We start from the raw sequence: 14,705 nt of genomic DNA on the forward strand, positions 1-14,705 counted from the left end.
TCGCTTGCGGCGCGCGTTTCCGCGCCCATATGATTTCAGAGGCAACCAGATGCGAGGTACCAACGTGAACGCGACCCCCGACGTTTTTCCGCAAGCCGACCGCTCGCTGCTGATCGTCGAGGATGACAAGCCGTTTCTGGAGCGCCTGTCGCGCGCCATGGAAACGCGCGGCTTCAATGTGACGTCATGCGACAGCGTCTCCGACGGCCTCGCGCATATCGGAAAATCTGCGCCGGCCTTTGCCGTGGTGGATTTGCGTCTGGGTGACGGTAACGGCCTCGACGTGGTGTCGGCCCTGAAGCGGGAGCGGCCCGACGCCCGCGCGATCGTGCTGACCGGCTACGGCAATATCGCAACCGCTGTGACCGCGGTGAAGATGGGCGCCGTCGATTATCTGTCCAAGCCTGCCGATGCCGACGATGTTGTCGCTGCGCTGCTTGCGAGCGGCACGGAGAAGTCCGAATTGCCGCAGAACCCGATGTCGGCCGATCGCGTGCGGTGGGAGCATATCCAGCGCATCTACGAGATGTGCAATCGCAACGTGTCGGAAACGGCCCGGCGTCTCAACATGCACCGCCGCACGTTGCAACGCATTCTGGCGAAGCGCGCGCCGCGCTGACGTCAAACCCGACTCCTTCCGTCGCCTGTCATGGCCGGGCATGGCGATCCGGTCGCATTCTTATCACGCCTTAAGCGTCCTCGGCATGGCCTTGCGGATCGGCGAGGCGATTGAGCCGATGCGCCGCCGTCATTGCAAAGCGGAGCATCATCGCCTTGCGCGTGGGCGCGGGCAAGCGATGCTCGGGCGCCTCGCAATGCAGATAAGCGCCATAGGCGTCGGCGACGATCAGGCCGGTGTCGCTGGGAAAGATCTCGCAGGGGAGATCGTGCCTGAATGCGAAGAACAGGCGGTCGCAATGCGCGCGGTAATCCTGCCACTTCCGATCGGCGCGCAGATCCTCGGTCGATGACTTGATCTCGACGATCCAGATCTCGCCGCGCGCGTTCAGCGCCACCAGATCGGCGCGCCGTCCCGACGGCAGCGGCAGTTCGCTGACGCAGCAAAATCCCAGCGATCGCAAAAACCTTGCCGTCCCGCGCGCGACCGCCAGCGCCGTCTCCGACTGGCGGCGATCCGGCGAGGGGACGAGGACGATGGGGGTGGCGTTCGATTCCATTTGCCGCCACCATAGCAAAAAAATGAGGACGCAGGCCATGCCGGCGTTCTCGCCGGCGCGCGCGATCGGAGATCGCTGCTCAAATCGCTTGGCGGCGTCACAAAAATCGGCATTGTGCAGACATGACCCAAGAGAAACGGACCGACGGCCAAACCAAAGCCGGGATCACCATCATCCCGGTGACTCCGCTTCGGCAGAACTGCACGCTGTTGTGGTGCGAAGCCACCAGGGACGCCGCGATCATCGATCCCGGCGGCGATGTTCCACTCATCAAGACCACTATCGAAAAGGCCGGCGTGACGGTCAGAAGGATCTGGCTCACGCACGGTCACATCGATCATGTCGGCGGCGCTGCGGAATTGCGCGACGCGCTGAAGGTCCCGATCGAGGGGCCGCACATCGCCGACAAGTTCCTGCTCGATCATGTGGTCGAGAGCGGACGCGGCTACGGCATGACCGGAATGCGCAACTTCGCGCCGGACCGCTGGCTCGAGGAGGGCCACCGGCTCGAGATCGGCGAACTCGCATTCGATGTTCTGCATTGCCCCGGCCATTCGCCGGGCAGCGTGGTTTTTTTCAACAGGGAGATGGGCTTCGCGCATGTCGGCGACGTTCTGTTCAACGGCTCTATCGGCCGCACCGACCTGCCCGGCGGCAATCACGCGACGCTGATCAAATCCATCACCGACAAGCTGCTGCCGCTCGGCGACGACGTCGCTTTCATCTGTGGACACGGTCCGGGATCGAGCATCGGCCACGAGCGCAAAAGCAACCCGTTCCTGACCGGCGGAATGTGATGCCGCGTCCGAACGGAAAGAAGGCCGCCTGCGACGGCGGCCCTCTTCATGCTCGGTTTGGTTTAGAGCGTTTTCAAGCGAAGCGGCTACCGGTTCGCGTCAAGAAAACGCGTCAAATCAAAATCATAGAGCCCCGCTTCTGATTCCATCAGAAGTGGAAAGGCTCACATCTAGTCGATGATCTCGACGATCCGGTGGGTTCGGGGATCGACCAGCACGGTCGTATCGTTCACCACGGTGTAACGGTACTGCGACGCGCCGTATTCCGCCGGCACCTCATAATAGGTCACGCCCCTCTCCGGCAGCACGGTCCCGACGCGGACCTGCTCCCGGTAGTGAAAGGAGGGGTGGTGGTGCTCGACCACGTAATGGCGGAAGCGCGGACGCTGATCGACGCCAAGCACACCGGCCACGCCGCCCGTGATGGCGCCGACCGTCCCGCCGACAACGGCGCCGACCGGACCTGCTGCCCGGTCACCTTCGCGAGCGCCGTGTTCCATGCCACCCACCACGCCCTGCGCGATAGCAGATGCCGGAAGACTCAACGCTGCCGCAATTGCGGCAGTTCCAATAAAACGACGGACCATCAAACTCTCCTCCGATCATGAATGTGCGCATGGCAAGTCCAGGCCGGGGCAATTCGTTCCGCCGGATTTCGCAAGCAAAGGGCCGGTTCCCCATGGAACAAAATCGTTTCGGCGCAGCGGCGGTCCCGCGCGGTGCGGCGATGACGACGCCATTGGGTCGGCGCTTTCAGCTGGAGATGATGTCGCGCACCCGTTGCGACAGATGGCCGAGATCGAACGGCTTGGTGATCATGTCCATGCCGGGCTGGAGGAAGCCTTCGGCATTGGCGGCGTTTTCCGCATAGCCTGTCATGAAAAGGATTTTCAGGTCCGGCCGCAGTTCCCGCGCCTGATCCGCGAGCTGGCGACCGTTCATGCCGGGCAGTCCCATGTCCGTCAGCAGGAGATCGACGGGCTTGTCCAGTTGCAGAATCCGCAAGCCAGCCGCTCCGTCGGAGGCTTCGCGCGTCAGATAGCCCTGATCATGCAGCATCTCGATGATGACGCCGCGCACCACGGGTTCGTCTTCGACGACCAGCACGGTTTCGCCGGTCGCGACCATCCTGTCCCGGCCGGCCTGGGACGCCTGATCGGTCTCGGGGACGCCATCATGACGAGGCAGGCAAAGCCTGATCGACGTGCCCCGTCCCGGCGCGGTGTCAAGGGTGATGTGGCCGTTCGATTGCCGCGCGAATCCATAGATCATCGACAGGCCGAGTCCGGTTCCCTGGCCGATCGGCTTTGTGGTGAAGAAAGGATCGAAGGCGCGCGCCGCCACGTCGGCGGTCATGCCCGTTCCGGTGTCGGCGACGGTGATGCAGATATAATCGCCCGGCTGCATGGCGGAGGAGCCGGCATCGGCGGCGCCGACGGTCGTGTTAGCCGTGGCGATCGTGAGCCTGCCGCCGCCGGGCATGGCGTCCCGTGCATTGATGGCGAGATTGAGCAGCGCGCTTTCGAGCTGGTTCGGATCGCACAGCGTCTGCCACAGCCGTTTGGACGGCGCGATCTCCAGGTCGATTGCCTCGCCGATGGTCCTGCGCAGCAAGTCTTCGAGCGACAGGACGAGCTGATTGGCGTCGACCGGCTTCGGCACCAGGGGCTGCCTGCGGGCGAACGCCAGCAGCCGGTGCGTCAGCGCCGCGGCACGATTTGCCGAAGCCATCGCGGCCTCGATGTAGCGGCCGGCGCGATCGGTCCGGCCCTGATTGAGACGCGTCTGCATCAGATCCAGCGAGCCCACGATGCCGGTGAGCAGGTTGTTGAAGTCGTGAGCGATGCCGCCGGTCAACTGGCCGACCGCTTCCATTTTCTGCGACTGACGCAGCGCCTCCTCGGCGGCCCTCAACCGCTCGGCCGCGGCTTTCTCCGCGGTGACGTCGCGCGCCACGGCGTAGATCAGGTTCTGATCCGGGACCGCGGTCCATGACAGCCACCGGTACGAGCCGTCCTTGTGCCGGAGCCGGTTTTCGAATCGCACGGTGGCCTTGCCGCGTGCGAGGCGGCGAACCTCCACCCGGGTCTTGACGATATCCTCGGGGTGCTCGATCCATTCGGCGGTGCGCTCCAGCAGCTCGGCTTCGTTCCAGCCGAGCGTTCTGGTCCAGGCGGGATTGACGGAACGCCAGACGCCGTCACGGTCGGTGACCAGCAGCAGGTCCTGCGATACGTTCCAGATGCGGTCGCGCTCGCGGGTCTTCTCCTCGACGCGTTCGGCGAGCGTCGCGTTCAGTTCGGCGAGCTTGCCGGCGATCCGCTTCTGATCGTGAACGTCGGTGTTGGTGCCGATCCAGCGTGTGATGCGGCCGTCTTCATCGCGCGCCGGCACCGCGCGCGCCAGAAACCAGCGATAACTGCCGTCCGCCCCGCGCAACCGGTATTCGATCTCGAAGGGCTGGCCGCGGGTCACCGCACGGGTCCATGCCGTGGCCGAGGCGGATGCGTCGTCCGGATGGATTACCTTGCTCCAGATTTTGCCGCCGAGTTCGCCCGGCCGCGCGCCGACATAGTCGTAGACGCGCGGATTGAACCAGTTGAACGAGCCGTCGGAGGTCGCTGTCCAGACATGATGCGGCAGCGCTTCCGCAAGCGTGCGGAATTCCTCCTCGCGCTGGCGGATGGAGCGCTCCGCCTCCACCTGATCGGTGATGTCGATGTGCGCGCCGAACAGACGGATCGCTTTGCCGTCGGCGTCGCGTTCGATCACCGATCGCGCCGAAATCCAGCGTGTCTCGCCGTCGTTCGGCCGGATGATGCGGTAACGCACCGCGTATTCGCGATCACCGCCCCGCACCGCGTCGATGAACTGTCCTTCGGCAACGGCGCGGTCATCGGGATGAACGCGGCGGAGCCAGTCGGCGTGGCTTTCGTTGACAGCTTCCGGCGGGAGACCGTGTATCTTGATATATTCCGGCGACCTGCGACTGCGATGGCCGGTGCACAGGTCGACCTCGAGGCCGCCGATCCGGCCGATCGCCTGCACGCGCGCGAGTTCGGTCTCCCGCTCCTGCAAGGCGATCTTGGCAAGATGTTCGCGCGTGACGTCGCGGCACACCACGAGCACCCCGCCGACACCGTAATCCTCATCGATCGGGCTGAAGCCGTAGGTCCAGTAGACCTGCTCCAGCCTGCCGTGCCGCGTGACCGGAACGAGCTGGTCCTCATGCCAGGTCGCGCCGCGCCCGGCCATGACGTGCTCGATCTGTGGGCCGATGATGTCCCAGATCTCGGCCCAGCATTCCCGGCCTCTCTGGCCGAGCGCGCTGGGGTGCCGTTCCGGTCCCATGGTCTGGCGATAGGCGTCATTGTAGAACTGGATCAGGTCCGGCCCCCACCAGATGAACATCGGGTGGTTGGTGTTGAGCATGATACGGACAGCGGTCCGCAGGCTCTGGGGCCAGGTTTCCGGGGCGCCGAGAGATGTGCCGGTCCAATCGAAACGGCGCGTCAAATCGCCCATCTCCCCGCCATCTGCGAGAAAAGCCCGGCTACTCACACTTTACCTTTTCCAGCATCAAACAGACAGATTGTTGGGCAGGCCGGCCTGCATCCCAGGACGCTGCATACCGAGTCACAATTGGAACGAAACGCCGTCTCCCGCTCTTTGGTTCCACCAATTTTTTGCGGGCGGCAAGTCCGGGTTGTCGCGGGCTGGAAAACCCCCGGCAAGGACCCGCTCCGGCCAGCCAGGATCGTTGATATCCCCCGGCCCGGCGAACAGGATCTCAGGCGGCCGACGACCTCGCCGACCGGACGAGGCGGCGTCAGCGGCTTCTGACGTCGCAGGTCATTCGCAGGTCATGCGCGCTAGCCCCAAGGCCCGCGCGGGCGCGACTGCCCGCCCCACGGGCCGCCCGAACGGCCGCCATCCGGCGCGGCCGGAGCAGGGCCCGATGATCCGGCCAGCCGCTGCAGGGCCGCGATGCGGTTTTCGGTCGAAGGATGGGTGGCGAACAGATTGTCCATGCCGCGCCCCGACAGCGGATTGATGATGAACATGTGCGCGGTGGCGGGCGCTCGCTCCGCCGCCATGTTCGGCACCTGATGCGCCGCATTGTCGATCTTGGCCAGCGCCGAGGCCAGCCACATCGGCTGGCCGCAGATGCGCGCACCCGTCTCGTCGGCGGCGTATTCGCGGGTCCGGCTGATCGCCATCTGCACCAGCATGGCGCCGAGCGGCGCGAGGATCATCATCGCCAGCGAACCGATGATACCTGGGCCGTTGTTATTGCGGTTGCCGCCGAAGAACATGCCGAACTGCGCCAGCATCGAGATCGCACCGGCGATGGTTGCGGTGATCGTCATCAGCAGCGTGTCGTGGTGCTTGACGTGCGCGAGTTCGTGCGCGATCACGCCCGCCAGTTCCTCGCGGCGCAGGGACTGCACGAGTCCTGTCGTCACCGCCACGGCGGCGTTCTCCGGATTGCGGCCGGTGGCGAAGGCGTTGGGCTGCGGATTGTCCATCAGGAACACGCGCGGCATCGGCAGTCCGGCGCGCCCCGCGAGTTCGGCCACCAGGCGGTGCAGGTCCGGCGCCGTGCCGGCATCGACCTCGTGGGCGCCATACATCGACAGCACCATGCGGTCGGAGTTCCAGTAGGCGAAGATATTGGTCGCGGCCGCGACAGCGAGCGCGATTATCGCGCCATTGGCGCCGCCGATCAGATAGCCTACACCCATGAACAGGCCGGTAAGGCCCGCCAGCAGGATCGCAGTACGAAAATAGTTCATCCAGCTCCTCGGATCGCTCCCGGACATGGGGGCGGCACCACAGAACATGGGAATTGCGGATCGGCGCGCGCAAGTGCGGCGGCCCGTCGCGGCAATCCTTCGTCGTCAGCCAGGGCCGCGCGTCGCCTGTTCGACTGGAATCGTCGTGCTCCCCTCGCCGAGCGAGAGCTGCATCGTCACGGTGTCGAGCCAGCGGCCGAACTTGAGGCCGACCGCGGGATGGGTGCCGACCGTTGTGAAGCCGGCGCGCGCATGCACCCCGATCGATCCCGCATTGGCGGAATCGCCGATGACGGCGATCATCTGGCGACAGCCGCGCGCCTCGGATTCGGCGATCAGGCGGCGCAGCAACTGTAATCCGACGCCGCGGCGCTGGGCGGCCGGCGCCAGATAGATCGAGTCCTCCACGGTGAAACGATAGGCCGGTCGCGGCCGGTAGGGGCCGGCATAGGCATAGCCGACCACGGCTCCCGCCAGTTCCGCCACCAGATACGGAAAGCCGCCGTCCCGCAGTGCGCCGAACCGCCGCGTCATCTCAGTGAGATCGGGCGGCACAAGCTCGAAGGTCGCGGTCCCGAAACGGACGGCGTGCTCATAAATCCCGGTGACGGCCGGGAGGTCGGCCTCATTGGCGGCTCGGATCACGGGATCGGACATGGCGCGAGGATTATGCCGGCTTCCGCAAAAGTGTCACTGTTTCCGCGGATCGTTGCCGTGGCAACACGTCGAATTCCACGCATAAAAAGGCCGCATCGCGATACGATGCGGCCCTCTTGCCCACTCCCCCAAGCTTTCACGCAGCCTGCACCGGGCCTTGAGGTCCGGTGCCGTCGCGATCAGTATTTCGTAACTACCGGCGTATTGAAGTGATAGTTCAACCCGGTGCGGAAGATGTGCTCCTGCGCACCGGTGGTCAGCACGCCCGGCTGGCCGGGGGCGCCAGCGAGGGTAAAGTCGTGGGCGGCCTTTCCGAGATCGACATAGAGATATTCTGTCGTCGAGGTCCAGTTCGGCCCGAACAAACCGAATAGGTCGAATGGCGTTTCGATCCCCGCGCCGACGGTCCAGCCGGTGCGGGTATCCGAGAAGCTCACTTCATTGATCGCGGTCTTGACGTTGCCGTAGGCGAAACCGCCGGTGGCGTAGAACAGCGAGGGGCCGATTGCGTAGCCGAGGCGGCCGCGGACGGTACCGAACCATTGCAGTTTCGCATTGAAATCGAGCGAGGCGCTCGGCGCGCAGCCGAAGCAGGTCTTGTTGTCTTCCTGTGTCGAGCCCTGGAAGTCGGTCTCGAGGCCGTAGACGATGTTGCCGGCCTGCCAGTTGTAGCCGATCTGGCCGCCGCCGATGATGCCGTCGGGCGCGAGATTGAAGAGCGCACGGGTTCCGGTGGTGACGTCTTCTAGCGTGGTGCGGTCGCGGCTGGTGCCGGAGCCGACATTGCCGCCGAGATAGAAGCCGGTCCAGTTGGCGGTGGCCATCGGTGTGTAAGCGCCGTTGCCGCCGATGCGATAGTTCAGGCCGACGCGGAAGATGTTCTCATGGAACGTGTTGCGCATCGGGACCGTGTTGGCGATCAGGTCGGTGCGGTCGCCGAGGTCGAGATAAAGGTATTCGATCTTGCCGGTCCAGTTGCCGCCCAGCGCGGCCTCGACGCCGCTGCCCCAGGTCCAGCCGTCGCGGTTGCCGCTGAACGGCGGCGCGCCGACCCCGGTGAGCGTTGTGTTGACGTGGCCGTAGGCGTAGCCGCCGGTCAGGTAGGTCAGGGTCGGACCGGTGACGAGACCGACGCGGCCGCGCGCGGTGCCGAACCAGTCGAGCGTCTGATTGTATGGAACCGGGAAGTTCGAGCGGTTGTCGCTCATGTCCGCGCCCTGGATGTCGGCCTCGACGCCGAACACCAGCGGGCCCAGGAACGAATTGGTCTGCCAGTTGTAGCCGATCTGGCCGCCGCCCAGCGCGCCGAACGGCGCCAGGTATTGCGAAAAACCGCCGCCGTTGCCGAAGATCCGGTTCTGGTTGCGGCCGAGGCCGAGCCCGGCGTTCACGCCCAGATAGAAGCCGGTCCAGTCATAGACCGGAGCCACCGGCGCCTTGTAATAAGGGGCCTTAACCGCGAGATCGGCCGCCTGGGCGCTCATTGCGGTGCTGGCCAGCAGAGCGCCAAGCAGAATTTTTTTCATTGTGTTCCCCATGTTCCCCGTCCGCGTAGGTGTGCGAAACTGTACGCTTCGCCCGGTAACTTGTCTGTGTTTCGGTAGCCACAGTCGCCGGGAATGATGGCTGTCTTGCTCAAAAGTGCTGAAAAATCAGTGATCCGGCATGCGGTTCGCCGATGTCTGCGCAAATCGCGCCGGCGGCTCCGGCCACGCGAAGCAGCCAACCCGCCGGGCGGATCGACGTGCCTGATTCGCTGCGATCCCCGGGCTCGACCGGACAAGCAGGACCGCCTACCTCTCGGGGCGTGGACATCGCCGATCGCGAAGAACGGCTCCTGTTGCCCGATGGCTTCCTGCGCTGGTTCGCGGCGCGGGGGTGGTCGCCGCGCGCGCATCAACTGGCCTTGCTGCGAAAGGCGCGTGCTGGCCGCTCGGCGTTGCTGATCGCGCCGACCGGCGCCGGCAAGACGCTGGCGGGATTTCTGCCGACGCTGGTGGAGCTTTCACCTCCCTTGAGGGGGAGATCGACGCCCGAAGGGCGGCGGGAGGGGGGTAGGCCACAAACTCCCAGTATTGCGGCCTACCTCCCTCCCCAACCCTCCCCCTCAAGGGGGGAGGGAGTAATCCGCCAAGGCCTCCACACGCTCTACATCTCGCCGCTGAAGGCGCTGGCGGTCGATATCGCCCGCAACCTCGAAGCCCCGATCGCCGAGATGAGGTTGCCGATCAAGGTCGAGACCCGCACCGGCGACACGCCGGTGTCGCGGCGGCAACGGCAGCGGCGCTATCCGCCGGATATCCTGCTGACGACGCCGGAGCAGATGGCGCTGCTGCTTGCTTCGGATGATGCGCCGTTCCTGTTTTCGTCATTGCGGCGCGTGGTGCTCGACGAACTGCATGCGCTGGTGACCTCCAAACGCGGCGACCTGCTGTCGCTCGCGCTGGCGCGGCTGTGGCGGCTCGCGCCGCGGATGCGCACGATCGGGCTGTCGGCGACGGTGGCGGAGCCGGAGTCGCTGGCGCGATTTCTGGTGCCGCAGATTGTTTCCTCGCTTCCGAGCGAAGGGAGCGGTGGTAAACCCTCTCCCCTTGCGGGAGAAGGTGGCACGCCGCGGAGCGGAGGGCAGGGTGACGCGGACGCATCGCAAGTCGCTCACCCCCCATCCCAACCCTCCCCCACAAGGGGAGAGGGAGGAAGGGCCGCCGACATCGTCACAGCCGGCGGCGCGGCCGCTCCCATCGTCGAGATGCTCGACACCCGAGAGCGGCTGCCATGGGCCGGGCATTCGGCGCGCCATGCATTGGGGGAGGTCTACGATCTGATCAGGCGCAACAGGACCACGCTGGTGTTCGTCAATACCCGCAGCCAGGCCGAGATGCTGTTCCAGGACCTTTGGCGCATCAACGACGACGGTCTCGCCATCGCGCTGCATCACGGCTCGCTCGACGTCGCGCAGCGCCGCAAGGTGGAGCAGGCGATGACGGCGGGCCGCCTGCGCGGCGTGGTCTGCACCTCCTCGCTCGACCTCGGCGTCGACTGGGGCGACGTCGATCTCGTCATCAACATCGGCGCGCCGAAAGGCTCGTCGCGGCTGATGCAGCGCATCGGTCGCGCCAATCACCGTCTCGATGAAGCCTCGCGCGCGGTGCTGGTGCCCGCGAACCGGTTCGAGGTGCTCGAATGCCGCGTCGCCATCGATGCGGTGAACGAAAACGCGCAGGACACGCCGCCGCTGCGCTCAGGCGCGCTGGACGTGCTGGCCCAGCACGTGCTGGGCTGCGCCTGTGGCGAGCCGTTCCACGCCGATCAGCTCTTTGATGAGGTGCGCACGGCCGCGCCCTACGCAAACCTCACGCGTACCGATTTCGATGACGTGATCGATTTCGTCGCCACCGGCGGCTACGCGCTGAAAACCTATGAGCGCTTCGCCCGCATCAGGCAGGACAAGGACGGCCGCTGGCGCGTGGCCAATCCGCGCGTGCGGCAGAGCTATCGCCTCAATGTCGGCACCATCGTCGAGGAGGCGATGCTGAAGGTGAAACTGGTGCGCTCACGACACCGCGGTTCGGGATCGACCGGCGCGATCGCGCGCGGTGGGCGGATGCTGGGCGAGATCGAGGAATATTTCATCGAGGGACTTGTTGCCGGCGACACCTTCGTATTCGGCGGCGAGATCGTGCGCTACGAGGCGCTGGTGGAGGATCAGGTCTATGTCTCCCGCGCCAATGACGACAGTCCCAAGGTGCCGTCCTACATGGGCGGCAAGTTCCCGCTCTCGACCTATCTGGCCGAACGGGTGCGCAATCTGCTGGACGACAAGCGCGCATGGAACAACTTGCCGGATCAGGTGCGGGACTGGCTGTCGCTGCAGGCTTCCGTCTCGCGCGTCCCACATGCGCGCGAGATGATCGTCGAGACCTTCCCACGCGCCGACAAACACTACCTGGTCTGCTATCCCTTTGAGGGACGGCTCGCGCACCAGACGCTCGGCATGCTCCTGACGCGGCGGCTGGAGCGGATGCGCGCCCGTCCGCTCGGCTTCGTCGCCAACGAATACGCGCTGGCGATCTGGATGCTCGGCGATGCGTCATCGATGATCCGCCACGCGCGCCTCGATCTCGACGCGCTGTTCGATCCGGATATGCTGGGCGACGATCTTGAGGCGTGGCTTGCGGAATCCGCGCTGATGAAGCGCACCTTCCGCAGTTGCGCGATCATTTCGGGGCTGATCGCGCGCCGCTTCACGGGCGAGGAGAAAAGCCGGCGACAGGTGCTGTTCTCGACCGATCTGGTCTACGACGTGCTGCGCAAGCACCAGCCCGATCATGTGCTGCTGCGCGCGGCGCGCACGGACGCCGCGACCGGACTGCTGGATATCCGCCGCCTGAGCGATATGCTGGCGCGGATCACGGGGCGCATCACGCACAAGCCGCTCGATCGCATTTCGCCGCTCGCGGTGCCGGTGATGCTGGAAATCGGCCGCGAGGCCGTCTATGGCGAAGCCTCCGATGAGTTGCTGGCCGAAGCCGCCGAGGACCTCGTCAAGGAAGCGATGGGGCGGTGATGCCATCGCGGTCCATATTTGCCGGGTTCCCTTGGTCTCGGCTCTTTTCGGAAGCTCGTTCGCATGATCTATGAAAGCAACGAGCCTCTTTCCGATTCGGATCATCTCTTGAGCGTGTTGGCCATCAACGACGTCGGGCTGCGGCAAGCCATGCGTGTTGGCGCAGCCGATTTTCTCGCCGATCTCTCCGGCGCGTTGTTCTGGGAACAGGAGCGGCTGCTCGTCGTCTCCGACCTGCATCTGGAGAAAGGCTCCAGTTTCGCCATGCGCGGCGTGCTGCTGCCGCCCTATGACACGCAGGCGACGCTTGCGCGGCTCGCGGCCGTCATCTCGCATTACGATCCGTGCATCGTGATTGCGCTCGGCGACAGCTTTCACGATCGCGATGCCCATCAGCGGCTGTCGACGCCGGATCGCGAGGCGCTTTCCGCTCTGCAAACCCGCCGCGACTGGATCTGGATTTCGGGCAATCACGATCCGGCGCTGCCGCCCGATCTCGGCGGCCTGGTCGCAACCGAGGTTGCGCTGGGCGGGATCGTGTTTCGCCACGAGCCGACAGGTGAGTTCGGAGAAATCGCAGGTCACCTGCATCCGAAGGCGCGGGTCTCGACGCGTGGCCGTTCCATGGAGCGGCGCTGCTTTGCAAGCGACGGCGAACGCGCCGTAATGCCGGCGTTCGGCGCCTATGCCGGCGGCCTCAGCATCCGCGACAGGGCGTTCGCCCGGATCTTCTCGACCGATTTCGTGGCGCATGTGCTCGGCGACAGCCGGATGCACGCGATCGCGGCATCGCGCTGCCGTTGATCACGCCGCCTCCGCCTGCACCGAATTGCAGAAATCCGCCAGCAGATCGGCGACGCGCAGCGTGGCCGAACTCGCCTCCGGCGTAGCCATCAGCGCCACCTCGGTTTTGTCGATCGGCGCAAAGCCGTCCTTTGCGGTCAGGACGCGATGCGTGGGCTGAATCGCGATCTCGGAGAGAAGACCCAGGCCCAGGCCGGCGGCGACCGCGGCCTGGATTCCCGCGAGGCTCGAACTGGTATAGGCCATGTGCCAGGTGCGGCCCGCGCTTTCGATGGCGTGAATGGCGCCGGCCCGATACAGGCAGCCGGGCGGAAAACCGATCAACGGAACCGATTGCGTTCCCGGATCGACGGGATGGACCTTGCTGGTCACCCAATGGACCCGCTCCGGCCACACACCGATGCCGCCCTTTTCGCCTGCGGGCCGCTTGAGCAAAGCGAGGTCGAGTTCGCTGCGTTCGAGGTCGCGGCGCAGACACATGCTCTGGTCGGCGCGGACGTCGAGCCGCAGACCGGGATGCGACCGCTTGAAACTCGCCAGCAATTCGGTCAGGCGATAGGCGGCGAAGTCTTCGGGAATTCCGAGCTTGACGACGCCTTCGCCTTTCGGCCGCGCTAGCACGTCGCGGGTTTCCTCCGCCAGCGCCAGCAGACGCCGCGCATAGGCCAAAAGCCGCTCGCCATCCTCCGTGGGTACGACCTTCTTGCCGATGCGGTTGAGAAGGGGACGGCCGAAATCGTCCTCCAGCCGCTTGATCTGCTGGCTGACGGTCGACTGGGTGCGGTGGACGCGCTCGCCGGCGCGGGTGAAGCCCCCGGCGTCGACGACCGATACGAAACTGCGCAACAGCTCCAGATCCAGCATGGCGCATACCATTCGAAAATCCACTTATCGATATTTTATCATTTAATTTCCAAATGACAAGGCTTGGGCCTACATCGGGGGCAAAGGAGACTTCCCGATGTCCCTCATCTCGTCATCCGTTGCCTCGCCCGCGGCACCACGCTCCGCCCTCAACGCGCTGCCGCTCGCCATTGTCGCGTTCTGCCTGCTGTGGAGCTTCGCCTTCGTCGCCGGCAAGGTCGGCGTCACCGACTGCCCGCCGCTGATCCTGCTCACGGCGCGATTTCTGCTGGCGGGCATCCTGATTTTCGGCATTGCCATGCTGCGCGGCGAGGGCTGGTCACTCTCCCGCCGCGACGTCGCGATCTTTGCGCTGCTCGGCATCGCCAACAATGCGCTGTATCTCGGTCTTGGCTACACCGGACTGCAAACCGTATCGGCCGGTCTCGGCGGCCTGATCGTCAGCGCCAACCCGGTATTCACTGCTGTGCTGGCCGCTGTCTTTCTCGGCGAGAGCCTGACCTGGCGCAAGATCGCGGGCCTGCTGCTCGGCATCGCCGGTGTCGCCTTCATCGTCTGGGATCGCGTATCGGTCGGCGCCGACAGCCTGCACGGCGTTGCATACACGCTGGCTTCGCTGGCCTCGATCGTGGCCGGCACCATCCTGTTCAAGCGGCTCGCGCCGAAGGGCGATCTCTGGCTCGGCAACGGCGTCCAGAATCTGGCTGGCGGCGTTGCGCTGCTGCCGTTCGCTTCGGCTCTTTCGAGCGTGGGTGATATCGTGCCGAGCTGGCGCCTGCTGGCGGCGTTTGCCTATCTCGTGCTGTGCGGCTCGATCCTTGCCTATGTGCTGTGGTTTCACCTGCTCAAGGTCTGCGGCGCGACCGCTGCAAGCGCCTATCACTTCCTGATGCCGCCGCTCGCCATGTTCTTCGCCTGGCTGGTGCTCGGCGAGCACCTCGCGCTCCGCGATCTGCTCGGGATCGTTCCGGTGGCGCTCGGCATTCATCTCGTCACCCGTCCCGCGGCCACCCCAGCGCGGCCTGCAAGATAGGAGACTGCC

General features: G+C 65.4%; 12 protein-coding genes. 5 read left to right on the forward strand and 7 right to left on the reverse strand.

The window, feature by feature from the left end; genetic code table 11:
* Positions 1 to 49: 49 nt before the first annotated feature.
* On the forward strand, positions 50 to 619 hold the full coding sequence (locus tag ACMDCM_RS14925; protein ID WP_412774284.1) for an ActR/PrrA/RegA family redox response regulator transcription factor: 570 nt from the start codon (positions 50 to 52) through the stop codon (positions 617 to 619).
* Between the two features lie 70 nt (positions 620 to 689).
* Here the strand turns inward: ACMDCM_RS14925 and ACMDCM_RS14930 are convergent, their stop codons facing one another.
* Positions 690 to 1,178, reverse strand: coding sequence for an MmcB family DNA repair protein (locus ACMDCM_RS14930; RefSeq protein WP_412774285.1), 489 nt, complete (start codon positions 1,176 to 1,178; stop codon positions 690 to 692).
* A gap of 122 nt (positions 1,179 to 1,300) precedes the next feature.
* On the opposite strand from ACMDCM_RS14930, the gene ACMDCM_RS14935 reads away from it, so the two are divergent.
* Positions 1,301 to 1,975, forward strand: a complete 675-nt coding sequence (locus ACMDCM_RS14935; protein WP_412774286.1) for an MBL fold metallo-hydrolase — start codon at positions 1,301 to 1,303, stop codon at positions 1,973 to 1,975.
* Positions 1,976 to 2,145: 170 nt separating this feature from the next.
* Here the strand turns inward: ACMDCM_RS14935 and ACMDCM_RS14940 are convergent, their stop codons facing one another.
* The 5 genes from ACMDCM_RS14940 to ACMDCM_RS14960 form a co-directional block, all read right to left on the reverse strand.
* Entirely contained in the window at positions 2,146 to 2,562 is a 417-nt protein-coding gene (locus ACMDCM_RS14940; protein ID WP_412774287.1) for a DUF1236 domain-containing protein, read from the reverse strand.
* A 166-nt stretch (positions 2,563 to 2,728) separates the two neighbouring features.
* Positions 2,729 to 5,500, reverse strand: a complete 2,772-nt coding sequence (locus tag ACMDCM_RS14945; RefSeq protein ID WP_412774288.1) for a hybrid sensor histidine kinase/response regulator — start codon at positions 5,498 to 5,500, stop codon at positions 2,729 to 2,731.
* A 347-nt stretch (positions 5,501 to 5,847) separates the two neighbouring features.
* Positions 5,848 to 6,771 (reverse strand): zinc metalloprotease HtpX, encoded by a 924-nt coding sequence (gene htpX / locus ACMDCM_RS14950; RefSeq protein ID WP_412774289.1) that lies wholly within the window; start codon positions 6,769 to 6,771, stop codon positions 5,848 to 5,850.
* A gap of 105 nt (positions 6,772 to 6,876) precedes the next feature.
* Positions 6,877 to 7,428 (reverse strand): GNAT family N-acetyltransferase, encoded by a 552-nt coding sequence (locus ACMDCM_RS14955; protein WP_412774290.1) that lies wholly within the window; start codon positions 7,426 to 7,428, stop codon positions 6,877 to 6,879.
* Between the two features lie 179 nt (positions 7,429 to 7,607).
* Positions 7,608 to 8,954 carry an outer membrane protein gene (locus ACMDCM_RS14960; protein WP_412774291.1) on the reverse strand — a complete coding sequence of 449 codons (1,347 nt, stop codon included), beginning with the start codon at positions 8,952 to 8,954 and terminating at the stop codon, positions 7,608 to 7,610.
* Between the two features lie 281 nt (positions 8,955 to 9,235).
* On the opposite strand from ACMDCM_RS14960, the gene ACMDCM_RS14965 reads away from it, so the two are divergent.
* A complete protein-coding gene (locus tag ACMDCM_RS14965; protein ID WP_412774767.1) occupies positions 9,236 to 11,995 on the forward strand; it encodes a ligase-associated DNA damage response DEXH box helicase in 2,760 nt (919 codons plus the stop codon).
* Positions 11,996 to 12,145: 150 nt separating this feature from the next.
* Positions 12,146 to 12,799 carry a ligase-associated DNA damage response endonuclease PdeM gene (gene pdeM, locus ACMDCM_RS14970; protein WP_412774768.1) on the forward strand — a complete coding sequence of 218 codons (654 nt, stop codon included), beginning with the start codon at positions 12,146 to 12,148 and terminating at the stop codon, positions 12,797 to 12,799.
* Here the strand turns inward: pdeM and ACMDCM_RS14975 are convergent, their stop codons facing one another.
* Positions 12,800 to 13,663, reverse strand: a complete 864-nt coding sequence (locus ACMDCM_RS14975) for a LysR family transcriptional regulator (protein WP_412774292.1) — start codon at positions 13,661 to 13,663, stop codon at positions 12,800 to 12,802. It lies immediately after the preceding gene.
* A gap of 97 nt (positions 13,664 to 13,760) precedes the next feature.
* Between ACMDCM_RS14975 and ACMDCM_RS14980 the strand changes: the two genes are divergently transcribed.
* Positions 13,761 to 14,696: a DMT family transporter gene (locus ACMDCM_RS14980; protein WP_412774293.1), complete on the forward strand. Its 936-nt coding sequence runs from the start codon at positions 13,761 to 13,763 to the stop codon at positions 14,694 to 14,696.
* Positions 14,697 to 14,705: the final 9 nt, after the last annotated feature.

Source organism: Nitrobacter sp. (assembly GCF_047149785.1).
In the GTDB taxonomy this organism is placed as follows: Bacteria; Pseudomonadota; Alphaproteobacteria; order Rhizobiales; family Xanthobacteraceae; genus Nitrobacter.

Excerpts from the sequence above, each read along its gene's own strand:
- htpX (WP_412774289.1), bottom strand. The coding sequence starts at position 6,771 with ATGAACTATTTTCGTACTGCGATCCTGCTGGCGGGCCTTACCGGCCTG.
- ACMDCM_RS14925 (WP_412774284.1), top strand. The coding sequence starts at position 50 with ATGCGAGGTACCAACGTGAACGCGACCCCCGACGTTTTTCCGCAAGCC.
- ACMDCM_RS14940 (WP_412774287.1), bottom strand. The coding sequence starts at position 2,562 with ATGGTCCGTCGTTTTATTGGAACTGCCGCAATTGCGGCAGCGTTGAGT.
- ACMDCM_RS14930 (WP_412774285.1), bottom strand. The coding sequence starts at position 1,178 with ATGGAATCGAACGCCACCCCCATCGTCCTCGTCCCCTCGCCGGATCGC.
- ACMDCM_RS14955 (WP_412774290.1), bottom strand. The coding sequence starts at position 7,428 with ATGTCCGATCCCGTGATCCGAGCCGCCAATGAGGCCGACCTCCCGGCC.
- ACMDCM_RS14960 (WP_412774291.1), bottom strand. The coding sequence starts at position 8,954 with ATGAAAAAAATTCTGCTTGGCGCTCTGCTGGCCAGCACCGCAATGAGC.
- ACMDCM_RS14975 (WP_412774292.1), bottom strand. The coding sequence starts at position 13,663 with ATGCTGGATCTGGAGCTGTTGCGCAGTTTCGTATCGGTCGTCGACGCC.
- ACMDCM_RS14935 (WP_412774286.1), top strand. The coding sequence starts at position 1,301 with ATGACCCAAGAGAAACGGACCGACGGCCAAACCAAAGCCGGGATCACC.
- ACMDCM_RS14980 (WP_412774293.1), top strand. The coding sequence starts at position 13,761 with ATGTCCCTCATCTCGTCATCCGTTGCCTCGCCCGCGGCACCACGCTCC.
- pdeM (WP_412774768.1), top strand. The coding sequence starts at position 12,146 with ATGCGTGTTGGCGCAGCCGATTTTCTCGCCGATCTCTCCGGCGCGTTG.
- ACMDCM_RS14945 (WP_412774288.1), bottom strand. The coding sequence starts at position 5,500 with ATGGGCGATTTGACGCGCCGTTTCGATTGGACCGGCACATCTCTCGGC.